The 25,240-nt window shown below is 72.6% G+C and carries 21 protein-coding genes; 14 read left to right on the forward strand and 7 right to left on the reverse strand.

The annotated features are described in order from the left end of the window. Nucleotide 1: 1 nt before the first annotated feature. Complete coding sequence (locus ABZ621_RS27590; protein ID WP_360609121.1) at nt 2-646, reverse strand: MauE/DoxX family redox-associated membrane protein; 645 nt, start codon at nt 644-646, stop codon at nt 2-4. A 199-nt stretch (nt 647-845) separates the two neighbouring features. Here ABZ621_RS27590 and ABZ621_RS27595 point away from each other — a divergent pair, with 199 nt between their 5' ends. The 3 genes from ABZ621_RS27595 (at nt 846) to ABZ621_RS27605 (ending at nt 4,852) form a co-directional block, all read left to right on the forward strand. Beyond that, entirely contained in the window at nt 846-1,043 is a 198-nt protein-coding gene (locus ABZ621_RS27595) for a hypothetical protein (protein WP_360609122.1), read from the forward strand. Between the two features lie 113 nt (nt 1,044-1,156). Beyond that, entirely contained in the window at nt 1,157-4,003 is a 2,847-nt protein-coding gene (locus tag ABZ621_RS27600) for an ABC transporter permease (protein WP_360609123.1), read from the forward strand. Nucleotides 4,004-4,006: 3 nt separating this feature from the next. Continuing rightward, nucleotides 4,007-4,852, forward strand: coding sequence for an ABC transporter ATP-binding protein (locus tag ABZ621_RS27605; protein WP_360609124.1), 846 nt, complete (start codon nt 4,007-4,009; stop codon nt 4,850-4,852). A 166-nt stretch (nt 4,853-5,018) separates the two neighbouring features. Here ABZ621_RS27605 and ABZ621_RS27610 read toward each other — a convergent pair whose 3' ends face one another. After that, the gene (locus ABZ621_RS27610) at nt 5,019-5,969 is read right to left on the reverse strand and encodes a collagenase (protein ID WP_360609125.1); all 951 of its coding nucleotides are present in this window, start codon (nt 5,967-5,969) and stop codon (nt 5,019-5,021) included. Nucleotides 5,970-6,224: 255 nt separating this feature from the next. Here ABZ621_RS27610 and ABZ621_RS27615 point away from each other — a divergent pair, with 255 nt between their 5' ends. The 6 genes from ABZ621_RS27615 to ABZ621_RS27640 all read left to right on the forward strand — a co-directional run bounded on the left by ABZ621_RS27615 (nt 6,225) and on the right by ABZ621_RS27640 (nt 11,173). Continuing rightward, nucleotides 6,225-6,557, forward strand: a complete 333-nt coding sequence (locus ABZ621_RS27615) for an alpha-amylase (protein WP_360609126.1) — start codon at nt 6,225-6,227, stop codon at nt 6,555-6,557. A gap of 116 nt (nt 6,558-6,673) precedes the next feature. Next, the gene (locus ABZ621_RS27620; RefSeq protein WP_360609127.1) at nt 6,674-7,243 is read left to right on the forward strand and encodes an EF-hand domain-containing protein; all 570 of its coding nucleotides are present in this window, start codon (nt 6,674-6,676) and stop codon (nt 7,241-7,243) included. A gap of 568 nt (nt 7,244-7,811) precedes the next feature. After that, nucleotides 7,812-8,393, forward strand: coding sequence for a carbonic anhydrase (locus ABZ621_RS27625; protein WP_360609128.1), 582 nt, complete (start codon nt 7,812-7,814; stop codon nt 8,391-8,393). Further along, entirely contained in the window at nt 8,390-9,871 is a 1,482-nt protein-coding gene (locus ABZ621_RS27630; RefSeq protein ID WP_360609129.1) for a SulP family inorganic anion transporter, read from the forward strand. Before ABZ621_RS27625 ends, ABZ621_RS27630 begins: the two co-directional genes overlap by 4 nt. Nucleotides 9,872-10,067: 196 nt before the next feature. Further along, nucleotides 10,068-10,667, forward strand: coding sequence for a DUF2165 domain-containing protein (locus tag ABZ621_RS27635; protein WP_360609130.1), 600 nt, complete (start codon nt 10,068-10,070; stop codon nt 10,665-10,667). A 56-nt stretch (nt 10,668-10,723) separates the two neighbouring features. Next, a complete protein-coding gene (locus ABZ621_RS27640) occupies nt 10,724-11,173 on the forward strand; it encodes a DUF523 domain-containing protein (protein ID WP_360609131.1) in 450 nt (149 codons plus the stop codon). A gap of 94 nt (nt 11,174-11,267) precedes the next feature. Here ABZ621_RS27640 and ABZ621_RS27645 read toward each other — a convergent pair whose 3' ends face one another. Both ABZ621_RS27645 and ABZ621_RS27650 read right to left on the reverse strand, forming a co-directional pair. Further along, nucleotides 11,268-13,433, reverse strand: coding sequence for a glycoside hydrolase family 9 protein (locus ABZ621_RS27645; protein WP_360609132.1), 2,166 nt, complete (start codon nt 13,431-13,433; stop codon nt 11,268-11,270). Between the two features lie 354 nt (nt 13,434-13,787). Beyond that, nucleotides 13,788-14,750: an alcohol dehydrogenase catalytic domain-containing protein gene (locus ABZ621_RS27650; protein ID WP_360609133.1), complete on the reverse strand. Its 963-nt coding sequence runs from the start codon at nt 14,748-14,750 to the stop codon at nt 13,788-13,790. Between the two features lie 492 nt (nt 14,751-15,242). Between ABZ621_RS27650 and ABZ621_RS27655 the strand changes: the two genes are divergently transcribed. From ABZ621_RS27655 to ABZ621_RS27675, 5 genes are all read left to right on the forward strand, one after another. Continuing rightward, nucleotides 15,243-16,244, forward strand: coding sequence for an ABC transporter substrate-binding protein (locus tag ABZ621_RS27655; RefSeq protein WP_360609134.1), 1,002 nt, complete (start codon nt 15,243-15,245; stop codon nt 16,242-16,244). Between the two features lie 66 nt (nt 16,245-16,310). Continuing rightward, a complete protein-coding gene (locus tag ABZ621_RS27660) occupies nt 16,311-17,900 on the forward strand; it encodes a sugar ABC transporter ATP-binding protein (RefSeq protein WP_360609135.1) in 1,590 nt (529 codons plus the stop codon). Beyond that, nucleotides 17,897-19,012 carry an ABC transporter permease gene (locus ABZ621_RS27665; protein WP_360609136.1) on the forward strand — a complete coding sequence of 372 codons (1,116 nt, stop codon included), beginning with the start codon at nt 17,897-17,899 and terminating at the stop codon, nt 19,010-19,012. Before ABZ621_RS27660 ends, ABZ621_RS27665 begins: the two co-directional genes overlap by 4 nt. Beyond that, complete coding sequence (gene yjfF, locus ABZ621_RS27670; RefSeq protein WP_360609137.1) at nt 19,009-20,007, forward strand: galactofuranose ABC transporter, permease protein YjfF; 999 nt, start codon at nt 19,009-19,011, stop codon at nt 20,005-20,007. The genes ABZ621_RS27665 and yjfF overlap by 4 nt, the downstream gene beginning before the upstream one ends. Before the next feature lie 74 nt (nt 20,008-20,081). Next, the gene (locus ABZ621_RS27675; RefSeq protein WP_360609138.1) at nt 20,082-21,149 is read left to right on the forward strand and encodes an aldose epimerase family protein; all 1,068 of its coding nucleotides are present in this window, start codon (nt 20,082-20,084) and stop codon (nt 21,147-21,149) included. A 66-nt stretch (nt 21,150-21,215) separates the two neighbouring features. Here the strand turns inward: ABZ621_RS27675 and mmsB are convergent, their stop codons facing one another. From mmsB to chvE, 3 genes are read right to left on the reverse strand one after another with little or no spacing between them, the layout of a single operon-like run. Then, complete coding sequence (gene mmsB, locus ABZ621_RS27680; RefSeq protein ID WP_360609139.1) at nt 21,216-22,460, reverse strand: multiple monosaccharide ABC transporter permease; 1,245 nt, start codon at nt 22,458-22,460, stop codon at nt 21,216-21,218. After that, nucleotides 22,457-24,028, reverse strand: coding sequence for a multiple monosaccharide ABC transporter ATP-binding protein (gene mmsA, locus ABZ621_RS27685; RefSeq protein WP_360609140.1), 1,572 nt, complete (start codon nt 24,026-24,028; stop codon nt 22,457-22,459). The genes mmsB and mmsA overlap by 4 nt, the downstream gene beginning before the upstream one ends. Nucleotides 24,029-24,054: 26 nt before the next feature. Continuing rightward, complete coding sequence (chvE, locus tag ABZ621_RS27690) at nt 24,055-25,164, reverse strand: multiple monosaccharide ABC transporter substrate-binding protein (protein WP_360609141.1); 1,110 nt, start codon at nt 25,162-25,164, stop codon at nt 24,055-24,057. Nucleotides 25,165-25,240 lie beyond the last annotated feature (76 nt).

Raw genomic sequence — 25,240 nt, forward strand, 5'->3', positions numbered from 1 at the left:
TTCAGCTCCTTGGAGCGGGCGTTGACGACGGGGACGGGGACGGAGACGAGGAGGGGGAGAGGGAGGGAGACGGGGACGACGGAACGGAGGAGGAGGCCGGGGAGGAGACCGAGGGGGCGGACGGCTCCGAGGCGGCGAACAGCCCGACGATCTCGTCGAGCGTCACGACGAGCAGCGCCGCCGCCGCGCCCGCCCCCACGGCCACCACCACCGCCGGCGCCCCGGACGGCTCCCCGACGGGCAGGAGGGCCAGACCGGCCGCCGCCAGCAGGAAACCGTTGCGCACCAGGTGCCGCCTGCCGAGCGGAACGGCGGTGCGGCCGAAGCAGGAACAGCGAGCCGTCGTACCCCGGGCGCGCGTGACCACGATCCCGGCCGTGAACACCGCGACGAGCAGCCCCCCGAGCACCGGCCCGCTCCGGCCCGCCGCCGGCAGCGCCGACAGGACGGCCGCCACCGCCTCCGCGCCCGCGACGCCCGCCGCGACGGCGCCCGACGCCCCGGCCGGTACCAGCCGCCAGGCCCGTACCTCCGCCGTGAAGACGGCCAGCGCGTCCCTGCCCCGCAGCTTGCCCGCGGCGGAGGCGAGGAAGACGAGTGCCAGCAGCGCACGGCAGGCGATGACCACGTACACCACGCCGCTCACCCCCTGTTCGATACGGAGAAACCCCGGGCCGGCCACCGAACCCGCGGTGCGGCGCGGGGGAGGGCCGGTGCCGCGGCAGCCTAGGCGGGCGGCATACACGCCGCGTACTCTCCGGCCGGGACGAGCCCTGTAGGCACGGCCGCTAGCTTCTGCACCGCCCGACCGCCACCTGGCGGTCACCCAGCGAAGGGATCACGCCATGAGCACCCTGAAGCGACTCGCGGACAAGATGGCCGACCGGCTCGCGCCCACCGCGCAGGCCGAGGCGACCTGGTGGGTCAAGGACACCCGCTGCGTCGCCTCCAGCAGCTGCAGCAGCCAGGCCAAGCGCCAGCAGTACATGTGCTGGGACAGCTCGTTCTGCTCGGGCTGGCAGGACGCGGGCTGCTGTTCCTGACCGCCCCTCGCACGCCCGGTACGCGGCAGCGGCGCACGCCCTGCCGCGTACCGGGCGGCCGGCGCCCGACGCGGGCACCGCCCCTCCGCCCCGCCCCCAGTGAGAGGATCCCCGTGCTGCGGCTCGCCGCCTTCCACCTCCGACACCGGACGCTGCGCAGCCTCGCGCTCGTCCTCGGGATCCTCCTGGCGACCTCCGGGTTCACGCTGCTCACGGCCGGCGCGCGGAGTTCCCAGCTGCGGACCACGGGCACGGTGGACGACAACTACCGGGGCGCGTACGACATCCTCGTCCGGCCCCAGGGGGCGCGGAGCGCGCTGGAGGACGGCGAGGGACTCGTCCGGCCCAACTTCCTGTCGGGCCGGTTCGGCGGGATCACGGCCGCGCAGCAGGAACGGATCGCGAGGACGGCCGGGGTGGACACGGCGGCCCCCGTCGCCATGGTCGGGTACGTCGTCAGCAACAACCACGCCGTCGTCGACCTCACCGCACAGGTCGACCGGGCCCGCACGCGGCAACTGCTCACCCTGCGCCCGACCTGGCACAGCGACCGCGGCCTCAGCCGCATCACGGACGACGCGCCGTCCCGGGTCTACGTCACGAAGAACCCGCTCCTGTGGCCGCGCTACCCGAAGGTGGGCGGCGGCGGGACCCTCCACTACGCGGACGGCACCGACCCCGGCCCCGTCCAGAAGCAGTGCGGAAGCGACTTCGCGCCCGTTCTGGAGGCGCTGCCGGACGGCCGTCGCGTACCGCTCTGCCAGCCGCCGGTCTCCGGACTCTCCGACGGCCGCGGCTGGTTGGTGGCCGCCAGGCTCACCGCCGACGGCACCTTCGTCACCGGCGAGGACGAACACGGCCGGCCCGTGGCGCGGGAACGTCTCACCTCCGTCGTCCAGTGGCCCATGACCATGCTGCTGGCCGCCGTCGATCCCGGGCAGGAGGCGCGGCTCGTCGGCCTGGACAAGGCCGTCACCGAGGGCCGCTACCTGCGGCAGGACGAGACGACCGAGAACGGCCGCGACGAACTCGGCGCCCTCCACCGCTACGTACCCCTCCTCGCCTCGGCCGCCCCGCAGATCGACGAACAGCTCAGGGTCGGCATCGAACGCTCCCGCCCCGGAGGAGCGGAGGAGTCCGGCGGGTCCGGCGGGTCCGGCGGAGGAGCGGAGTCCGGCGGCCCCGGCATCGCCGGACTCGCCGGAGAGCGGCTCGCCGCCCGCCTCGCCGCCCTGCCCGGCACCCTCCTCGACACCCGCGTGTTCACCGCCGACGAGGTGTACGGGGCCGCCGAGCCCCGCACCGCCGACCTCACCCGCGTCATCCAGTCGGGGCGGCCCGACTACCGGGACACCGACCCCCTCACCCCCGCCCCGGTCCCGGTCGACCAGGAGGCCCTCTGGCACACCGAGCACGCCTCCGGCCTCCCCGTGCCCCGGTTCGCGCAGGACACCGCACACCGTCCCCTGCACCGCGTCCCCGAGTACCGGTCGCCGGAAGCCGTCGCCGGCGAGTGGAACGGCGACGCCGTCACCGTGGGCACCTTCGACCCGGCCCGGCTCACCGAGTTCTCCGCGCTCTCCCGCGTCCCCCTGGAGACGTACCGCCCCGTCGACGCCACCGCCGCCGACGCGGCCACCCGCCGCCTCCTCGGCGACCGCCCGCTGCTCCCCAACGGCAACCCCGGCGGCTACCTCGCCACCCCGCCCCAGCTGCTCACCACGCTCGCCGCCCTCACCCGGATCCTCGACCCCGCGTCCGAACAGGCCCGCGCCCCCATCTCCGCCGTCCGGGTCCGGGTCGCCGGGGTCACCGGCACGGACGCCGCCTCACGGGAACGCGTCCGGACCGTCGCCGAGGAAATCACCCGCGCCACCGGCCTCGACGTCGACCTCACCATGGGCTCGTCCCCGGCGCCCCGCACCGTCCTCCTCGGCGCCGGAAGCCACGGCCGCGCCCCGCTCACCCTCAGCGAGGGCTGGTCGGTCAAGGGCGTCGCCGTCGCCGTCGTCGAGGCCGCCGACCGCAAGAGCGTGCTCATCTCCGGCCTCGTCCTCGTCGTCTGCGTGCTGTTCCTGCTCAACGCCGTCGGCGCGGGCGTCCGCGACCGGCGCAGGGAACTCGCCGTCCTCGGCTGCCTCGGCTGGACCCGCCGCCGCGTCGCCGGACTCGTCCTCACCGAGACCGCCCTCGTCGGCGCCACCGCCGGCACGCTGGGCGCCGTCCTCTCCGCCGCCCTGGCGCCCCTCCTGGGGATCGACGTGCCGGCCGGCCGCGCCGCGCTCGCCCTCCCCGTCGCCCTGGCCCTCAGCCTCCTCGCCGCCCTGCCCCCGGCGCTGCGCGCCACCCCCCGGCACCCCGCCCGCGCCCTGCGCCCAGCCGTACGCGCGGCCCGCCGCCCACGTCGCCACCGCACGCTCGCGGGCCTCGCCGCCGCCAATCTGGCCCGTGTACCCGGCCGGACCGCGCTCGGCGCCCTCTCCCTCGCCGTCGGCGTCTGCGCGGTCACCGCCGTCGCCGCCGTCCTCACCTCCTTCCACGACGGCGTCGTGGGCACGGCCCTGGGCGACGCCGTCGCCCTGCGCGTCCGCGGCATCGACATCGCCGCCGCCGCCGGCACCGTCCTCCTCGGGGCGCTGGCCGTCGCCGACGTCGTCTTCCTCGGCATCCGGGAGAGGGCGGCCGAGTTCGCGGTCCTGAAGGCCACCGGCTGGTCCGACGCCCACCTCGTACGCCTCGTCCTCCACGAAGGCGCGCAGCTGGGCGCCCTCGGGGCGACCGTCGGAGCGGCCACCGGAGCGGCGCTGGTCGTCTGGCTCACCGGCACGCTCACCCCGGCCCTGGCCGCCACCGCCGCGGCGGCCGCGTTCGGCGGCGTCCTCCTCACCACCACGGCCGCGCTCGCCCCCGCCGCCGCCCTGCTCCGCCTGCCGACGGCCCCCCTACTCGCCGAGGACTGAACCATGGACCGCCCCACGACCCCCACGACACCCTCCGCGCCGCCCGTGCCCCCGGGGGTGGCCATCGACATCACCGGCCTGTCGAGGTCGTTCGGACGCGGCGAGGCCAGGATCACCGCCGCGGACGGCATCACGCTCCGGGTGCCGCCCGGCCAGATCGTCGCCGTCACCGGCCGCTCCGGATCCGGCAAGTCGACCCTGCTGCACCTGCTCGGAGCCATCGAACGCGCCGACGCCGGCAGCATCCTCGTCGACGGCACCGACATCACCGCGCTGGGCAAGAAGGACCTCACGCGCTACCGCAGGACCGTCGGCTTCGTCTTCCAGCGCTTCCACCTGCTCCCCGCCCTCACCGTCCTCGACAACGTCCTGGCCCCCGTCCTCCCGCGCCGCACGCCCTACGACAAGCACGCGCGCGCCCGCGAACTCCTTGACGCCGTGGGCCTCGCCGACCGCGCCGACGCCCACCCCGCCCAGCTCTCCGGCGGCCAGCAACAGCGGGTCGCCCTGGCCCGCGCCCTCGTCGACACCCCGCGCCTCCTCCTCGCCGACGAACCCACGGGCGCCCTCGACTCGACCACGGGAGCCGCCGTCATGGACCTCGTCGTCCGGCTGGGCCGCGACCACGGCACCACCGTCCTCATCGCCACCCACGAGCAGTCGGTGGCCGAGGGCTGTCCACGCGCCCTCCACATGCGCGACGGCCGCATCGTCTCGGACACGGACACGAACACGGACACGGACACGGACACGGGTACGGAGACCGGCCAGCCCCCGTGTCCTGGCCGACGGACACGCGTAGCGGACGCGAGCCCGGATACCGGTCGGTCGAGGGGGCCGGTGTCCTGACCGAGGCGTCGGAGGGTGCGGACCTGCTGGTCGTCGGCAGCAGGGGCCGCGGCGGCTTCGCGAGCCTCCTCCACCACCGCCCCGGCGGTGGGAAGCACCGCCTGACGCGCGGTCGTCGGCGCGGGAGGCGGCCCGCGCCGACGCCGGCATGCCCCGGCGCGCGCGATCAGGCGCCGGCCGACACGTCCGTCAGCCAGGCGTTCCAGTCGCTCTCGTAGTCCAGCGAGGTGAGGAACGCGCGCGCGGCGTTCCAGTTCCCGGTGCGGTAGTGGCCGAGGACGGTCGCGACGTCGGCGGGGTGCCGCTCGATCATGTAGCGGGTGGCGAGGTAGCCCCAGTTGTAGGTGCGGTTGACGTCGCTGTTGGCGTAGGTGGTGTCGAAGAGCGTGCGCAGCGCGTACGTGTGCTTGCCCGCCTCGGCCAGCGCGTTGGTGTAGGGGACGCCGCGGTACGAGTAGGAGACGTACTCGGCGATGCCCTCGCCCCACCAGACGGTGGGGGTGGTCTGGCTGTCGGCGAAGTCGCCGTGGAGGTCGTAGCGGCCGTCGAGGTAGTGGGTGTACTCGTGGTTGAGGTTCCAGATCTGCCAGCCGGGGCTCACGTCGGTGCGTTCGTAGCATATGAACCGGGGCTGGTTGCCGGTCCGGGCCGGGTCCCCCTCCAGGTACATGCCGCCGTTGTTCGTGTCGATGCCGTAGATCCGGCCGGCGTACGCCTTGTAGTCCGCGCTGGAATTGAAGACGTCGACCTCCAGCGTGGTGTTGTGGTCGTCGGCGACCGGGCCCGGGTCCTTGACCACGTTGTGGAAGGAGGCGTCCTGGCCGGCGAGGCTCGCGCAGGTGGCGGCCAGTTGGGCGGCGGTCATCTCCTGGGCGCGAATGCGCAGGGCCGGGCTGCAGTCGTGGACGACGGGCAGGATCCGGGCTTCGAGTCTGCCGCCTCCGGCCGCGGCCAGGCCGAGCGTGTCCTTGCTCGTGCCGTGGGCCGGGCGCTGCCCCGCGTCGGCGAAGACGTGGTCCGGGGTGGGCTCGCCCCGGCCTGCGGGCGCCGCGTGGGCGGCGGCAGCGGGGGTGGCGACGGCGATCAACAGGGCGGTGGCGATGGCCAAGGCGCGCAAGTTCGGCTCCTGGAGGACGAGTTGGGGGACCCGTCGGTGACGGGATGCGCAGTAAAATGGCACATGTCACATGTCTTGGCAATGGTGTTCGCGGGGCGGGGATCGGTCGCGCGCGTCGGGGGCGACATGAGGGGCGCAGGGCTTGCAAGCTCCTGAAAGTCGCCTGACCTGCGCGGGTCGCGGCCGCGTCGCGGCCTGACTGAAAACATTTGCAGATACTTGCGCAAGGAGGGGCGGGCTTCGAAGATGCACCGCATGACCGAACTGACGAACCGCCTGCCGCGAGCTGTCGCCGCCCTGGCGTCGACGGGCTTCCTGCTCGCCCTGTCCGCCGCCCCTTCCGCCGTCGCGGCCACCGACCCCCTCGCCCCCGACTGCGTGGAGTACGTCCAGGGCTGGCGCTACACCGACGTCCACAACGGCTGCGGCGATGCCGTCGCCATAACGGTCGACTACACGAACGGGCAATGGGCCCCGTGCCGTGTGCTCCAGCCCGGCCAGTGGGCGACCTTCGCCGGCTACGGAACGGACGGCAACCACGTGACGGGGCTGCGCACGTGCGACCCGGCCGCGACCGCCGGCGGCTGAACCGGCCCTCGGCGTCCTGGGCGAGGGCGTTTCCTTTCCGAGCGGCCCCTCGTTGCCCCGCGTGGCAGGGGCGTCCCCGCGTCCTGCCGCGGCGCACGCGACGACGAGGAGCGGTGATGACCGGCCAGGACTTTCTGACGGCGAAGATCGAACGCGGATTCGACCGGCTCGACGTGAACGGCAACGGCGTACTGACGGAGGACGACCACGTGGTGATGGGCCGCCGGGTGGCGTCCTCCCTCGGGCACGCCGAGGATTCCCCGGAGGCGCGGCGGATCGTCGACGCCTACCTGGGCATCTGGCGCGAGGTGCACCTGCCGTTCCTGTCGGCGGGCGGCCAGGGAATCCCGAGGGAGCAGTTCGTCGCCTCGACCCGGTCGCTGTCCGGCGACCCCGCGGCTGCCCGGGCCGCCCTCGGCAGGATCGCGGAGGCCTATCTCCAGATCGCGGACATCGACCAGGACGGGCGGGTCAGCCCCGACGAGTTCCTCGCCTTCCAGCGCGGGCACTTCCCCGGCTTCACGGAGGAGGACGCGGCCGAGGCCTTCCGGCACCTCGACACCGACGGCGACGGCACGCTGTCGCCCGCCGAATTCACCGACGCCGTCGTGGAGTTCTGGACCAGCCCGGACCCCGAGGCCGCCGGCAACTGGTGGATGGGGCGGCCGGTCCCCGACCGGGACTGAGAAGTCCCTCCCGGTTCCGGTTCCGGGTGAGCGGGCCCCCGGCCCGCACGTGCGTGCCTGCCGTGTCCTCCCTGTGCACACGGCGAACGAGAGGCGTCCGACGGGCAGTAGCCCAGGTCGGGCGCCTCGGTCTTTGCCCTGCGGGCGGCCTCGCCGCGCCCGTCGGCGGATCGGCGACGCCTCGTCGAAATCGCTTTCGCGATCGACTCGATCCGGCCAATCCCCCTCGCATTTAGGGCGCTCCTGGGGTGGACGCCTCACGTTGCCCCCGCATGCGACTTTGCTGGATTAGCATGCTTCTTGACCCTCCCTTGACCAATCTTTGGTTCCTGCTATACGTATCAACCAACCGAAAGAGAAACAGAAGCCGCATGTCACGAGCATCGGCGAAACGAGGCGTGTTGACGCTCCTCGCCGTCGTGGCGTTCGTGTCACCGCCCCTCGCCGTCACCCTGCCCTTCGCAGACGCGTAGAGGAGTTCTCTCGCCGCAAGTCCCCCCGCAGTCCCCCCACACAGCCGTCACGCACCCGACGCGCAGCCATCGCGCGCCAGGAGGATCACCACGCCATGCAACCCCTCATCGACAACGCGCGCTCTTTCGGACGGCGCCCGGAGGAGTTCACCGGCCTTGCCGCGGGCCAGTCCCCGGCGGTCCTGTTCATCACCTGCTCCGACTCCCGGGTCGTCCCGGCCCTGATCACCGGCGCCCGTCCCGGCGAGCTCTTCGAGCTGCGCACGGCGGGCAACATCGTTCCGCCCTACGCCTCCTCCACCCCCACCGGTGAGGCGGCCACCATCGAGTACGCCGTGGAGGTCCTCGGCGTCGGCGACGTCGTGGTCTGCGGGCACTCCCACTGCGGCGCCGTCGGCGCGCTCGTACGCGGCGAGGACCTGACCGCCGTGCCGGCCGTACGGGACTGGCTCGCGCACGCGGCGGACGAACCCCGGTCCTCCGATCCGACCGACCCGGCCGTGACCGAGGCCGTGCAGAACCACGTCCTGACCCAGCTGCTGCGGCTGCGCTCCTACCCGTGCGTCGAGAGGCGGCTGGCGGACGGCCGGCTCCGCCTGCACGGCTGGTACTACGAGGTCGGCACCGGCGCCGTGCGCGAACACCGCCCGGACACCGACGCGTTCGAGGCGCTGTGAGCGGCGCGACGGTCGGCACGCCTCGCCGCTTCCCCCACCTGCGCGAGGACTTCCTCGCGTCCGTCGTCGTCTTCCTCGTCGCCGTACCGCTGTGCGTCGGCGTGGCGGTCGCCTCCGGCGTCCCGGCCGAACTCGGCCTCGTCACCGGCATCGTGGGCGGTCTCGTCACCGGGTGCATGGCAGGCAGCAGCCTCCAGGTGTCCGGGCCCGCCGCAGGCCTGACCGTCATCGTCTTCGAGGCGGTCAGCGCGTACGGAGTGGGCATGCTCGGGGTGATCGTGCTGGCCGCCGGCCTGCTCCAGCTCGCCATGGGCTTCCTCAAGGTCGGCCGCTGGTTCAGGGCGATCTCCGTCGCCGTCGTCGAGGGCATGCTCTGCGGCATCGGCCTGGTGATCATCGCCGGTCAGCTCTACGCGGCGGCCGGCCTCAAGGCCCCGGAGACCGGCATCGGCAAGATCGCGGGTCTGCCCCGGGCGTTCGCCGACGCGCTCGGGAGCACGGAGGCCCTGGCCTCGCTCGCGATCGGTGCCGGCACGATCGCCGTCATCGTGCTGTGGAAGAAGCTGCCGGGGCGGGTGCGGTCCGTGCCCGGGGCCCTCGTGGCGGTGGTGCTGGCGACGGCCGCCTCGCTCGGCCTCGGCCTGCCCGTCGCCACGGTCGAGGTGGAGGGCCTCCTCGGCGTCGTCCAGCTGCCCGGCGCCCAGGCCTTCGCCGAGCTCGCCGATCCGGCCGTCTGGGGCACGATCATCGCGTTCGCGCTGATCGCGTCCGCGGAGAGCCTGTTCAGCGCGGCGGCCGTGGACCGGCTGCACGACGGTCCGCGCACCGAGTACGACAAGGAGATGATCGCCCAGGGGACCGGTAACGCGGTGTGCGGCCTGCTCGGCGCCCTGCCCATGACCGCGGTGATCGTTCGCAGCTCCGCCAACGTCGAGGCCGGCGCCAGGACCAAGGCGTCGCGCGTCCTGCACGGCGTGTGGCTGCTGCTGTTCGCCGCCGTGCTGCCCTTCGCCCTCGCCCTGATCCCGCTCGCGGCCCTGGCCGGAATCCTGGTGCACGCGGGCTGGAAGCTGATCCCGTTCCGCCAGCTCGTGGGGCTGTGGCGGGGGCACAAGGGAGAGGCCGTGGTCCTGGTGGTCACGGCCGTCGCCATCGTCGTGGTGAACATGTTCGAGGGCGTCCTGATCGGCCTCGGCCTGGCGGTCGCCAAGACCGCGTGGGAGGCCTCGCACGTGAGGCTGGAGGTCGTCGACAAGGGCGCCGGCCCGATCCGGGCGTACCTGGCCGGCAACGCCACCTTCCTCCGCCTGCCGAAGATCCTCGACAGCCTGGAGTCGCTTCCGCAGGACCGCCCGGTCGAACTCGACCTGTCGCGCCTGCACCACCTCGACCACGCCTGCCGTACGGCGCTGGAGGGCTGGGCCGAGCGGCACAGCGCGGCCGGCACCGAGCCGGTGAAACTCACCACCGTCGCCTGAGCCCGCACGGCGCCCCGAGGAGACCCACGAGCGCGGGAGCCCGGACCTCCGGCGGTGACTCCGGCCGTGGGGGTCCGGCCCGGGACGAGCGGGGGAGCGGGGCGGGGCGGCTGGAAGGGCGTCCGTGTGGGGAGGAGACCGTACGCGGCCCGCGGTCCGAGCGCGGGACCCACGCCACGACGAGGAGGACCCACCCATGGGACAGGCCCATCGGCCGACCGGCAACGACTCCGACACCCCTTCCCCGCCAGAGGCCCCGGCCTCCCGGCGGAACCTGCTGCTGGAGCTGGGCGCGCTGCCCGTCGCGGCGACCGCGCTCACGGCGACCGTCGCGCTCTGCATGGCCCTGGTCGCCTTCGGGAACATCACGGACTTCGGCACCAACCAGCAGTTCGTCCGCCACGTCCTGAGCATGGACACCACCTTCGAGGACCCCGACCTGATGTGGCGGGCGATCGAATCGCCCGCCCTCCAGGACGCCGCGTACGTCGCCGTCATCGTCTGGGAGACGCTGGCCGCGCTGGTCCTCCTCGCCGCCACCTGGTTCTGGATCACGGGACTGCGCCGGGACGCGTACGACCGCGCCCGAGCGGCGAGCACGGTGGGTCTGGTGATGGTGCTGCTGCTCTTCGGGGTGGGCTTCCTCGCGATCGGCGGCGAGTGGTTCGCCATGTGGCAGTCGTCCGACTGGAACGGTCTGGACGCCGCGGCCCGCAACCTCGCGCTGGCCGCCTTCACGCTCCTCGTCGTGCACCTGCCCGGTGCTCGCGGCCGGGCGGCTGCCGATCGGACCTGACGCCCCCTCCGCGTCGTACGGCCCCTCGCGCGGTGGGTCACGGATAGCCTGCCGGTGTGGAAACAGTCCTGGTGAGCGCGTGTCTGCGCGGAGTTCCGTGCCGGTTCGACGGACGGCACAAGGCGTCCCCGGAGATCGAGGCCGCGCTCGCGGGCCGCGAGCCGGTCCCCTTCTGCCCGGAGACGGCGGGCGGCCTCGCGACCCCGAGGCGCCCCGCCGAGCTGGTCGGCGGCGACGGGGGCGCCGTGCTCGACGGCACGGCGCGCGTGGTCGACGACACGGGCCGCGACGTGACGGCGGAGTTCGTCGCCGGCGCCCGTCTCGCGCTCGACGCGGCCCGGCGCGGCGGCTGCCGGGAGGCCCTGCTGATGCCGCGCAGCCCCTCGTGCGGTCGCGGCGCGGTTCACGACGGCTCGTTCACCGGGCGGCTGACGGCGGGCGACGGGGTCACCGCGGCCCTGCTCGAACGGAACGGCGTCACGGTCCGTCCCGCGCCCGGCGCGTGAGGACGCCGGCGGGGTGACGGGGCGTCGAGGGGGCCGCGGCGGTCCTCCTCGTCAGCGGAGGACCGACCCGCGGGTGGTTCGGCGGACGGACGGGTCAGGCGCAGGCGCCCGTGTTGAGCGTGAAGGCCGTGGGGGAGGGGGTCGAGCCGGTGTGGGTCCCCTGGACTCCGAAGCTCACCGACGCGCCGGGGGCGATCGTCCGGTTCCAGTCGGTGTTGCGGGCGCTGACGGCGGTGCCGCTCTGGGTGACGGTGGCGTTCCACGCGCTCGTGACGTTCTGCCCGGCCGGGTAGGACCAGGTCAGCTGCCAGCCGTCCACGGCCGTCGGGCCGGTGTTCTGGACGGTGACGTTGGCCGTGAAGCCGGTGCTCCAGACGTTGCTCACCGCGTACGTCACCGCGCAGGCGGCGGCGGGCGGTTCGCCGCCGGTGGAGGTCCGCTCGGCGGCGTAGGCGGCGAGCCAGGCCAGCGGGGCGTTCCAGTTGACCGCCACCTCGTTGGTCGAGTACGAGTCGATGTGGTCGACGTAGCAGGCCGCGGGGGCGCAGCCGCGCAGCCTCTCCTGCGCCACCGGGTCCTGGAGCGCGCTGTTGGGACCGCCCGCGAGCGAACCGGCCGGCGGGTGGGGCAGCGAGGCGTCCAGCTGGTGCGCCCAGAAGCGGTGGTGCTGGTTCTGGGCGGACGTCTCGCCGTAGCCGGTCACGTACGACACGCCGAGGGCGTTGCGTCCCAGCAGGTAGTCCATGGTCTCCAGGGCGCCGGCGCGGTAGCGCGCGTCGCCCGTCAGCTCTCCGGCGACGGCCATGACGACGGCGTCGTTGGCGACCTCGCCGTTCGATCCCCAGAAGTAGCCGTCCGCGGGGACGGGCACGGCGTACCCCTGGGCGGCCATCCTGGACAGGTAGCCGTCGGCCGCGGCGGTCACCGAGGAGCGGATCCGGGCCGTGTCGGCGGCGGGCAGCCCGTTCGGGACGGTGGCCAGGACGAGCCGGCCGAGCGCGGCGGTGTCCGCCCAGCCGAAGCCGTACGGACTGAACGCGTCGGCGGAGGTGTGCCAGGACGAGGAGGTGACCGCGTCCCGGTACGCGCTCTCGCCGGTCGCCGCGTACAGCTCCGCGGCGGCCCAGTAGAACTCGTCGGTGACCCGCGTGTCCCCGTAGGCGCCGCCGCCCGTGCCGTCGGAGTCCGGGGCGAAGACCGCCGGGTTGGCCTGCGCCGCGCTCCACGCCCGGCGGGCGGCCGACAGGCAGCGGTCGGCGTAGGCGGAGTCGTAGGGCCGGAAGACGCGGGCGCACTGCGCGGCGGCCGCCGCGAGGTTGAGGGTGGCCGCCGTGGAGGGGCGGTGCAGTTCGCGCGGCTGGGGATCCTGCTCGGGCCGCATCGGCATGCCGGTCCACGCCGCGTCATGGATCTTGTGGAACGCCATGCCCGCGTTCGGCTTGCCGACGGGCACCTGCATCCGCATCAGGAAGTCCAGCTCCCACCGCGCCTCGTCGAGGACGTCGGGCACGCCGTTGCCGCGCTCGGGGACGCGCAGGGTCGAGTCGCCCAACGCGGCCTCCTTGCCCGCCCGTTCGGCCCTCTCGAAGGAGTTGACGAGCAGCCAGGTGGAGAGGCCGCCGTTGACCACGTACTTGCCGTGGTCGCCGGCGTCGTACCAACCGCCCCTGACGTCCTGGGTGTAGTCGCACACGCCGGCCTGACACGGGACGGAGGTGTCGCCCTTGTTGGGCGCGACCCCGAGGTGACCGGCCGGGCGCGCGTAGGCGGAGCCCACCAGGGAGGCGTCGATCGCGATGCCGCTGCGCTGGTGGTGGAAGAACGCCATCGAGTCGGAGCGCAGCGCGTCGTAGAGGTCCGCGCGGATGTCGAAGGGGGCGCTGCTGCTGCCGTCCACGGTCAGGACGTATCCGGTGCCCGTCTCCCGGTGCGAGGAGAAGTCCGCCACCTGGGCGGACTGTCCGGAGGGGGCGTCGGAGCCGCGCGGGACGGTCGATCCTGAGGCGACGACCGTCCCGGCCGCGTTCCGCAACTGCCAGTTGAGCGCCTGTGGCGCCGTGGTGACGACGGTGGCGCGCTTCGGACCGTCGGGCAGGTAGCCCACCTGGTTGACGCGTACGGCCGAGGTCGCCGCCGCCGCGGTCGACGCGCCCGCGGCGGAGGGTGCGGTCACGAGGCCGCCGAGGAGGAGCGCGCCCGTCAGGATCGCGGCGGAGAGGCGCGCGGGTCGGCGGACCAATGACGACGTGGTGGGGGGCATGTGCGGCTCCTACGGGTGGTCGTGGGGCGGCGTCAGGAAGCGCGGGTGGCGCCGTGAGCCGTGGGGGATGGCGGGAGGCGTGGGGAGGCGGTGGGGAAGCCGTGGCTCGTCCTGGACGATCGGGTATGGGAGAGCGAAGGAATGGGAGCGCTCCCAAGGGGTGTCGCGGAGAACCCGGGTGGTCAGGTCGGGATCTGGAGCGGAGACTAGCGACGCGCCGCTGCCACCGTCAACGGTCCTGACGACGGGCCCTGTTCACCCGCGTCGCCGTCGCCGTGGTGCCCCTCTGTCCTGACCAGGCTGTCGACGCTGTCCGGGCATGCGGACCTTCGGATGCGCGACGTGCTTCGGCCGCTAGGGGCGGAGCAGGACCCTCCCGACGTGGGGATCGGCGCTGCCCGTGAGGTCCACGGCCCGCTCGAACTCCTCGATTCCCAGCTGGTGCGTGAGGAGTTCGAGCGGCGTCAGGCGCGCCGCGGAGAAGGCGCGTACGGCGTGGGTCCAGGCGCGGGAGGTCGCTCCGAACGCGGTGCCGATCGACAGCTGCCGTGCGACGACCCGGGCGGGGTCGAGTTTCTCCGCCCCGGGGGCCGGGATGCCGGTGAGCACCAGGCGTCCTCCCGGTCGCAGCAGGGAGGTCGCGGCGCGCGCGGTCGACGCCGCGCCCACGGTGTCGATCACCACGTCGCAGTCCGTGAGGTGGGCGGTCTGGTCCCACGTGCGGTAACGGGTGGCGCCGAAGCGATGGGACAGGTCGGCTCGGCCGGGGCTCGCGCCGACGACCGTCAGCTCGCTCGGCGAGAAGGCGCCGAGGAGCTGCGCGGCGAGCAGGCCGAGGGCGCCGGAGCCGATGACGGCCACGCGTGACCCGGGCAGGGGGCGCGCCTTGAGGACGGCCGCGGCGGCACGGGCGGCGGGTTCGAGGAACGCCGCGGCGGTGAGATCGGCGTCCGGCGGCAGTGTGTGCAGCAGGCGGGCGGGGAGTGTCAGGGTCGGGGCCATCGCGCCGGGAAGGGTGAACCCCGTCTCCTCGTAGCCGGCGGCGCAGAGGCCGGCCTCGCCGGCGCGGCAGGGTGCGCAGGCCGCGCAGTCGCGCAGTCCTTCGCCGACGACCTTGCGGCCGACCAGGGCGGCGGGCGTGCCCTCGCCCACCGCGGTGACGGTGCCGGACCACTCGTGGCCGGGGGTGAGCGGATAGCGCGCGTACGGGGCGGGGCGGCGGCCCAGGTGGAGGTCGAGGTCGCTCCCGCACATCCCGGCGGCGTGGACGCGTACCCGGGCTTCGCCGGGCCCCGGATCCCGAGGCAGGTGCTCCACGAGGCGGACCGTCCCGGGAGCGTCGAGGACGACGGCCCGCCTCCGGCGGCTCACCGGGGGCGGGCCGGGTGCGGAGGCCGAGGGCGGCACATGGGGCGGCGACTCCTGATGTTCGGTATGTCGGGCGTCGTTCGAAAGGGTGTCGCGACGATACGAAGCGCGGTGGGGTGTGTCAACGGGCGTCACACCGCAAGGGATTCCGGCCCGGGGCGGTGCCCCGGCGGCGCCTCGGTAAACGTCGCGGCGGCGCCCAGGCGGCACCCCGACGGTGACTGTTAACGCTCACAACTTTTGGCGCCGACTTCCTGGTTGGCTCCGGAGTGGCGTCGCATCAAAAAAGGGTTACGGCTGTACAGACCCTTGAGTTGTCAGTCTGTTAGCGCTCACAATGTCTCGCGTTCGACGCCCTCCCTTTGCTGCCCTGTCTTCGCCGGGCCCGTCCCCTTCAGGGCTCCGCCTGGTACGACGCACGTCCCCGAGAGGAACCACGACATGGCCCACAGAGCCCTCCGCGTCATCACCGCCGCCGTCCTGGCCGCTGGTGCGCTGACCGCCTGCACCACCGAGCCCGCGCCCTCCGGCACCACCGGCGGTGCAGGCAAGGGCTCCTCCGACGGCACGCTGGTGCTCGGGTTCGCCCAGGTGGGAGCCGAGAGCGGCTGGCGTACGGCCAACACCAAGTCCGTGCGCGAGGCGGCCGAGAAGGCCGGTATCACCCTGAAGTTCTCCGACGCGCAGCAGAAGCAGGAGAACCAGATCAAGGCCATCCGCACCTTCATCCAGCAGAAGGTGGACGTCATCGCCTTCTCGCCGGTGGTGGAGTCCGGCTGGGACACCGTCCTGAAGGAGGCCAGGAACGCCGGCATCCCGGTGATCCTCACCGACCGCGCCGTCGACTCGCAGGACACCTCGCTCTACCGGACCTTCCTCGGATCCGACTTCGTCAAGGAGGGCCAGGAGGCCGGCAAGTGGCTCGTGAAGGAGTACGAGGGCACCTCCGACCCCGTCAACATCGTCGAGCTCCAGGGCACCACCGGATCCGCCCCCGCCAACGACCGCAAGGCGGGCTTCGCCGAGGCCGTCAAGGGCGACCCCAAGTTCAAGGTCGTCGCCTCCCAGACCGGGGACTTCACCCGCGCCAAGGGCAAGGAGGTCATGCAGGCCTTCCTGAAGTCCCACGACGACATCGACGTCCTGTACGCCCACAACGACGACATGGCCCTCGGCGCCATCCAGGCCATCGAGGAGGCGGGCAAGAAGCCGGGCACCGACATCAAGGTGATCTCCGTCGACGGCATCAAGGAGGCCTTCGTCGCCCTGCAGGAGAAGAAGATCAACGTGGTGGTCGAGTGCAACCCGCTCCTCGGCGACCAGCTCATGGACCTCGCCAAGAAGGTCGCGGCCGGGGAAAGCGTCCCGACACGGGTCGAGGTCGAGGAGGGCGTCTTCACCCAGGACCAGGCCGCGGCCGCCCTGCCCGGCCGCCAGTACTGACCCACCGCCCGCACCGGACCCGGGCCGGCCTCGCGCCGCCCCCGGTCCCCAGAACGAGGAGGGCGGATGACAGTCCCACCCACCCCCCGCACACCCGCACCGACCCCCAACCCCGCCCCCGCCGACCGGCCGGTCCTGGAGGCCCGCGGCATCCGCAAGGCGTTCCCCGGTGTCCTCGCCCTCGACGGCGTCGACCTGCGCCTCTTCCCCGGCGAGGTCCACGCCCTGATGGGGGAGAACGGCGCCGGCAAGTCGACCCTCATCAAGGTGCTCACCGGGGTCCACCCGCCGGACTCGGGAACGGTCTCCGTCGACGGCGGCCCCCGGCGGTTCGCCCAACCGCTGGAAGCGCAGCACGCCGGAATCAGCACCGTCTACCAGGAGGTGAACCTGTGCCCCAACCTGTCGGTCGCCGAGAACATCCTCGTCGGCCGTGAACCCCGGCGCTTCGGTCTCGTCCACTGGAAGGCCCTCCACCGGCGCGCGGCACGGCTCATCACCGAGCTGGACCTCGACCTCGACGTCCGCATGCCGCTGAGCGCCCACTCCCTCGCCGTCCAGCAACTCGTCGCGATCGTCCGCGCCGTGGACGTCCAGGCCAAGGTACTCGTCCTCGACGAGCCCACCTCCAGCCTCGACCGCGACGAGGTCGCCCAGCTCTTCGCCCTGGTGCGTCGCCTCCGCGACCGAGGCGTCGCGATCCTCTTCGTCACCCACTTCCTCGACCAGGTCTTCGACCTGTGCGACCGGGTGACCGTACTGCGCAACGGGCGCCTCGAAGGCGAGTACCGGATCGACGAGCTGACCCCCGTCACGCTGGTCCACCACATGGTCGGCAGCGCACTCGGCACCCTCGACGAACTGGCCGGGACCTCCCACACCGGCACCGCGGCCGAGGCGGCCGCCCCCGAGTCCGCCGAAGCCCCCATCCTCAGCGCCCGCGGGCTCACCCGGGCCGGCTCGGTCCACCCGTACGACCTGGACATCCACCGCGGCGAGGTCATCGGACTCGCCGGACTCCTCGGATCCGGACGGACCGAGGCCGCCCGGCTGCTCTTCGGAGCCGACCACGCCGACGGCGGCGAGCTGCGGATCCACGGCGAGCGCGCCGTCCTGCGCTCGCCGCGCACCGCGATCGCCCACAAGATCGCCTTCTGCTCGGAGAACCGCAAGGCGGAGGGCCTCATCGGCGAACTCACCGTCCGCGAGAACATCGTGCTCGCCCTCCAGGCCGCACGCGGCTGGACCCGACCCCTCTCCCGCGCCCGGCAGGACGAGATCGCCGCCCGGTGGACCGAGGTCCTCGACATCCGCCCGGCCGACCCCGAGGCCCAGGTCCGCAACCTCAGCGGCGGCAACCAGCAGAAGGTGCTGCTCGCCCGGTGGCTGCTCACCGACCCCGAACTGCTGATCCTCGACGAACCCACCCGGGGCATCGACATCGGCGCCAAGACGGAGATCCAGCGGCTCGTCGGCCGGCTCGCCGCGGAGGGCACCGCGGTCCTCTTCATCTCCGCCGAACTGGAGGAGGTCCTGCGGCTGAGCCACCGGGTCGGCGTCCTGCGCGACCACCGGCTCGTCGCCGTCCTCCCCAACGACACGACCCTGACGCCCGACCGGATCCTGGCCGCCATCGCCACCGGAGCCACCTCATGACACCACCTGACGACACCGGCACCGGGGAGCGGCAGGGCCGGGCGCCCGGAGCCCGGCGGCTCACGAAGCACCGCCTGTTCTGGCCCGCCGCCGTCCTGGCCACCCTGTTGCTGGGGAACGTCGCCCTCACCCACGACTTCCTCGCCGTCCGCGTCCAGAACGGACACCTGTACGGCAGCCTGATCGACATCCTCCAGTTCGGCGCCCCGCTGATCCTGGTCTCCGTCGGCATGACGCTCGTCATCGCCACCCGGGGCATCGACCTGTCGGTCGGCTCGACGGTCGCCATCGCCGGCGCCCTCGCGTGCGAGCACATCGCCACCGCCGAGGACCCCGGAAGCCTGCCCACGATGACGTCGGCGATCGCGCTGGCGGTCGGCGTGGCCGCCGCCATCGGCCTCCTCAACGGCTTCCTCGTCGCCCGGCTCGGCGTCCAGCCGATCGTCGCCACGCTGGTCCTCATGGTCGCCGGGCGGGGCGTGGCCCAGCTGATCACCGACGGCCAGATCATCAGCGTCGCCGAAGGCCCGTACAAGATGATCGGCGGCGGCTACTGGCTCACCCTCCCCTTCGCCGTCCTGCTCGCGGCCGCCCTCGTCGCCGTCACCTCCCTCGTCACCCGGCGGACCGCGCTCGGCATGCTCGTCGAATCGGTGGGCGGCAACCCGGTCGCGAGCCGGCTCGTCGGCGTCCGGGCGGCCGGGCTCCTGGTCACGGTCTACGTCGTCAGCGCCGTGTGCGCCGCGGTCGCCGGCCTGATGATCAGCTCCAACGTGTCCAGCGCCGACGGCAACAACGCGGGCCTGTGGATCGAGCTCGACGCGATCCTGGCCGTCGTCATCGGCGGCACCGCCCTCACAGGCGGCCGTTTCTCCGTCGGCGGGACCGTCCTGGGCGCGCTCGTCATCCAGACGCTCTCGACCACGATCTACACCCTCGGCGTCCCGCCAGAGACCACCCTCGTCTTCAAGGCGCTGGTCGTCATCGTCGTGTGCCTGGTCCAGTCGCCCGTGTTCCGCGCGCGGTTCCCACGCCTTCGCCGGACGGGCGCCCCCGAACCGGCCGCCACGTCCGCTGATCTGACGGCCCGTCGGCAGGAGGTCCACTCGTGAGCACCAGTCTCACCACGCCGCTCCACCGCTTCTCGGCACGGCACGCCGCCCGCCTGCCGCTGATGGTGACGGCCACGCTGCTGGTCGCGATGTTCTCGATCGGCTCCGTGCGGTACGAGGGCTTCTTCTCGGCCCAGGTGCTGCTCAACGTCCTGATCGACAACGGCTTCCTGCTCGTCGTCGCCATCGGCATGACCTTCGTCCTCCTCACCGGAGGGATCGACCTGTCCGTCGGCTCCATGGTGGCCCTGTCGACCATGCTGACCGCCTGGCTCGTCGAACAGAACGGCCTGCCGCTCGCCCTGGCGGTCCCGCTGGTCCTGCTGGCGGGAGCCGGAGGGGGCGCCCTCATGGGCTGGGTGATCCACACCTTCGAGATCCAGCCCTTCATCGTCACCCTCGCCGGCATGTTCCTCGCCCGCGGCCTCTGCTACATGATCAGCACCGAGTCCCTCTCGATCACGGACCCGACGACCACCCGGATCGCCCAGACGCGCGTGCTGCTGCCCGGCGGCCTGTTCGTCTCGCCCGCCGTGGTCATCGCCCTCGTCGTGCTGGCGCTCGCCTTCGTCGTCCTCCACCACACCCGCTTCGGCCGCACCGTCTACGCCGTGGGCGGCAACGAGACCTCCGCCCGTCTCATGGGCCTGCCCGTGGGCCGCACCAAGGTCGCGGTGTACGCCGTGAGCGGCCTGTGCTCCGCCCTCGGCGGCCTGCTGCTGACCTTCTACATGCTGTCCGGCTACGCCCTGCACGCCGTCGGCATGGAACTCGACGCCATCGCCGCCGCCGTGATCGGCGGGACGCTGCTGACCGGAGGCTCCGGTTTCGTCCTCGGCACCGCGCTGGGCGTGACGGTCCTCGGTCTGATCCAGACCGTCATCAGCTTCCAGGGCACGCTCAGTTCGTGGTGGACCCGCATCGTCATCGGCGGTCTGCTGTTCGTCTTCATCCTCCTCCAGCGCCTCTTCGGCGGCTCCCGCCAGGCGGAATAGACCCCGGGCCACCGAGGGGGCGGGGTTCTCCCTGCCCCCTTTCGGCTGCGCCCCCTCGCGACCAAGGAACCCGCATGAACCCAGCCCCGTCCGCCCTCACCGGAGTACCCCCGGTCCGCCACGACGACCCGCACGCCGGAGAACGCTGGACCTTCGGCTTCCCCGGCGGGCTCACGGCGGAGGTGCACACCCTCGGCGCCCGCCTCCATGGGCTGTGGGCGCCGGACCGGAACGGCACCCCCGGCGACGTCGTCCTCGCCCCCCGCGACCCGCGCCACACGGCCACCACCGCCCGGTACTTCGGCGCCACCGTCGGCCGCTACGCCAACCGCGTCGCACACGGCCGCTTCTCCCTGGACGGGACGCCGTACCGGCTGACCACACAGGAGAACGGCCACTGTCTCTACGGCGGGACCGACGGCTTCGACACCCGCCTCTGGGAGGCCGAGAGCGTGCACACCCCGGAGTGGACCGGGGTGCTCCTGCGGCTGCGCAGCCCGGACGGCGACCAGGGCTTCCCGGGGAACCTCGACGTCACCGTCGCCTGTCTCGTCGGCCGTGACGACGAACTCGCCTTCTCCTACACGGCGGTGACCGATGCCCCCACCCTCGTCAACCTGACGAACCACGCCTACTTCAACCTCGACGGCGAGGGTGCCGGCGACGTCCTCGGTCACGAACTCGCCGTCCACGCCTCCCACTACACCCCGGTCGACGGCGACCTCATACCCCGCGGGGACCACCTCCCCGTCTCCGGCACCCCCTTCGACCTCCGCCGGCCACTCAGGCTCGCCGACGCCCTGGCCCGCCCCGGCGCGCCCGGCGGGTACGACCACAACTTCGTCCTGGACCCGTACGGCGCCGGGACGCTGCGCCGGGCCGCCGTCCTGTACGCGCCGGCCACGGGCCGCCGCATGGAGGTGCTGACCACGGAGCCCGGAATCCAGGTCTACACCGCGGGGCAGTTCGACGGAACGGTCCTCGGCAAGGGCGGTACGCCCTACCGGGCGGGCGCCGGCATCGCGCTGGAGACCCAGCACTTCCCCGACGCCCCGAACCGCCCGGGTGACCCGTCCCCGGTGCTGCGGCCCGGCGAGGAGTACACGTCGAGGACGGTCCTGCGGTTCGGCACGCGCGACTGACCGCGCACGGACACGGCTGTGCCCGCCGGCGACCCGCCGGCGGGCACAGCCGTGTCCGGAGCGGCGTCAGGCGCCCGCCCTGCGCTTGTTCCACACGTCGAAGCCGACCGCCGCGAGCAGCACGAGGCCCTTGATGACCTGCTGCCAGTCGGTGCCCACCCCGACGAGGTTCATGCCGTTGTTGAGCACGCCGAGGACCAGGCCGCCGATGATGGCGCCCAGGACGGTCCCGACGCCCCCGCTCATCGACGCCCCGCCGATGAATGCGGCGGCGATGGCCTCCAGTTCGAAGTTCACGCCCGCCTTCGGCGAGGCCGCGTTGAAGCGCGCCGCGAACACGAGTCCGGCGAGCGCCGCGAGCATCCCCATGTTGAGGAAGACCGCGAAGGTCACCTTCCGGTCCTTGACCCCGGACAGCTTCGCGGCGGGCAGGTTGCCCCCGATCGCGTACACATGGCGGCCGATCACCGCGTTGCGCATCACGTAGCCGAAGCCGACGAGCAGGACGGCCAGGATCAGCAGGACCACGGGCGCGCCCTTGTAGCTGGCGAGCAGCAGGGTGGTGAGCAGGACCGCGGCGACCAGCGCGGTCACCTTCAGCGCGAACAGGCCCGTGGGCAGCGTCTCCAGGGCGAACTCCCGCTGACGGCGGCGGTCCCGGACCTCCTGGAAGACCACGTAGGCGATCAGGCCCAGGCCGAGGAGCAGGGTCAGGTTGTGGTAGTTCGTCTGCGGCCCGACCTCCGGCAGGAAGCCGTTGGCGACCTTCTGCAGTCCGTCCGGGAACGGGCCGAGCGTCTGCCCCTTGAGGAAGATCTCCGTGAGCCCGCGGAAGAGCAGCATGCCGGCGAGGGTCACGATGAACGACGGTATGCCGACGTACGCGATGAAGAAGCCCTGCAGCGCGCCGGCGACGGCTCCCAGGAGCAGGGTGAGGAGCACCGCGACCGGCCAGGAGACGTGGTGCTCGACCATGAGCACCGCCCCGACACCGCCCACCAGGGCCATCAGCGAGCCCACCGACAGGTCGATGTGCCCGGAGATGATGACGATCATCATGCCGATGGCCAGGATGAGGATGTAGCTGTTCTGCAGGACCAGGTTGGAGACGTTGCGCGGCAGCAGCAGGTCGCCGCCCGTCCAGATCTGGAACAGCAGCACGATCAGGCCGAGCGCGAAGAGCATGCCGTACTGGCGCATGTTCCGCCGGATGCCGTCGAGGAGCATCCGGAGCACCGGTGTTCCGGGGGGCGGGGAACCGCCGCCCGGGGGTGCTGGGGTGGTCGTCTTTGTACCGACTTCGGTGCTCATGCCTGGTGTCCTTCACTGGAGGCGGTGCCCGCGGTGGCCGCCGGCGGTGCGGGGGAGCTCTGCGTCATGTGCCGCATCAGGACTTCCTGGGTGGCGTCCGCGCGGCTGACCTCGCCGGTCAGCCGCCCGGCGGCCATGGTGTAGACGCGGTCGCACATGCCGAGCAGTTCGGGCAGTTCGGAGGAGATGAGGAGGATCGCCTTGCCTTCGGCGGCGAGCCGGTCGATCACGGTGTAGATCTCGTACTTGGCTCCCACGTCGACCCCGCGCGTGGGTTCGTCGAGGACGAGGACGTCCGGTCCGGCGAGGATCCACTTGCTGAGGACGACCTTCTGCTGGTTGCCGCCGGACAGGCGGCCGACCGGTTCGAGGACGTTCGGAGCCTTGATGTTCATGGTCCGTCGGTACCGTTCGGCCACCCGGCGCTCCTCGTGCCCGTCGACGACTCCGCGGCGGGCGAGGGAGCCGAGGGACGCGAGCGAGATGTTCCGGCTCACCGAGTCCCCGAGGTCGAGACCGTAGTGCTTGCGGTCCTCGGTGACGTACGCGATGCCGTGGGCGACCGCCTCGGGAACCGTACGTGTCGCCACCTCACGCCCGTCCTTGAGCACGGTGCCCCGCTCGTAGCGGCCGTAGGACCGCCCGAAGACGCTCATGGCGAGTTCGGTCCGGCCGGCCCCCATGAGTCCCGCGACGCCGACGATCTCCCCGCGGCGGACCTGGAGCGACACGCCGTCGACGACCTTGCGGCCGCGGTCGAGCGGGTGGCGCACGGTCCAGTCGCGCACCTCCAGGACGGGGGTGGCGTCGGCCGGGCCCTGGTACGGCGTGCGGTCGGGGAAGCGGCTGTCGAGGTCCCGCCCAACCATGCCGCGGATGATGCGCTCCTCGGTCGTGGCCGGGTCCCGGACGTCGAGGGTCTCGATGGAGCGCCCGTCGCGCAGGATGGTGACGGAGTCGGCGATCCGGGCGATCTCGTTGAGCTTGTGCGAGATCAGGATCGAGGTGATGCCCTGGCCCTTCAGCTCCCGCATCAGCCCCAGCAGCTTCGCGCTGTCCTCGTCGTTGAGCGCCGCGGTGGGCTCGTCGAGGATCAGCAGGCGGACGTCCTTCGCCAGCGCCTTCGCGATCTCGACGAGCTGCTGCTTGCCGACGCCGATGTCGGCGACCCGGGTCTCGGGGTGCTCGTCGAGCCCGACCTGCCGGAGCAGTCCGGACGCGCGGCGCAGCGCCTCGCGCCAGTCGATGATCCCGCGCCGGGACGGTTCGTTGCCGAGGAAGATGTTCTCGGCGATCGACAGGTGGGGGACGAGCGCGAGCTCCTGGTGGATGATGACGATCCCGTGGCGCTCGCTGGCCCTGATGTCCCTGAAGCGGCACGGCTCGCCGTCGAAGAGGATCTCGCCTTCGTACGTCCCGTGCGGGTGGACGCCGGACAGGACCTTCATCAGGGTCGACTTGCCGGCGCCGTTCTCCCCGCAGAGGGCGTGCACCTCGCCGCGTTCCACGGTCAGGGTCACCTCGGAGAGGGCCCGGACTCCGGGGAAGGTCTTCACGATGGACCGCATCTGGAGAAGGGGCGTCACCGGGGAGGTCACTTCAGTGCCCCGGCGTCGATGTAGCCGGAGTCGACCAGGACCTTCCGGTAGTTCGACTTGTCGACGCTGACCGGGTCGAGCAGGTAGGCCGGAACCACCTTCTCGCCGTTGTCGTAGGTGGTGTCGTCGTTGATCTCGGGCTTCTTGCCGTCGAGGACGGCGGCCACCATGTCCGAGGCGACCTCCGCGAGCGCGCGCGTGTCCTTGTAGACGGTCTGCGTCTGCTCGCCCGCGATGATCGACTTCACGGAGGCGACCTCCGCGTCCTGGCCGGTGACGACCGGCAGCGGCTTGGCGGCGCTTCCGTAGTCGTCGGACTTCAGGGCGGAGAGGATGCCGATGGAGATGCCGTCGTAGGGGGAGAGGACCGCGTCGACCCGGGCGGTGGAGTACGCGGAGGTCAGCAGGTCGTCCATGCGCTTCTGCGCCGTCCCGCCGTCCCAGCGCAGGGTGGTGACCTGGTTCAGCCGGGTCTGCTGGGAGCGCACGACCAGCTGCTTCTTGTCGAGGTAGGGCTTCAGCACCTTCATGGCGCCGTCGAAGAAGTACTTGGTGTTGTTGTCGTCGTTGGAGCCGGCGAACAGCTCGATGTTGAAGGGGCCCTGCTTCGCGCCGGACTTCAGCCCCAGCTTCTCGACGATGTACGTCGCCTGGAGCTCGCCGACCTTCTCGTTGTCGAAGGAGGCGTAGTAGTCGATGTGGGGGGAGCCCAGGACGAGCCGGTCGTAGGAGATCACCGGGATGTCGGCGTCCGCCGCCTGCTGCAGGACGTTGGACAGGGCCTCGCCGTTGATGGCGGCCACGACCAGGGCGTCGACCCCCTGGGTGATCATGTTCTCGATCTGGGCGACCTGCTGGTCGGGGTCGTCCTCGCCGTACTGCAGGGTCGTGGCGAAGCCGGCCTTCTTCAGGCTCTCCGTCATGTTGCGGCCGTCGGCGATCCACCGCTCGGAGGACTTGGTGGGCATGGCGATGCCGATGGTGCGCTCCTTCTCGTCCTTCGACTCCTGGCTGCCTCCCTCGGCGGACTGCCCGCAGGCGGTCAGCAGCAGGGCGCAGCCGGTGGTCACGGCCAGGAGGGCGGATGCGGATCGGAACTTCTTCATGGGCGTTACCCATCCCGTCGTCGAGGGCGGCTCCGACCGGGAACGGGTTCGACGGCAGCGCGGGTCCACGCACCAC

This window comes from Streptomyces sp. NPDC007863 (genome assembly GCF_040633895.1).
GTDB lineage: Bacteria > Actinomycetota > Actinomycetes > Streptomycetales > Streptomycetaceae > Streptomyces.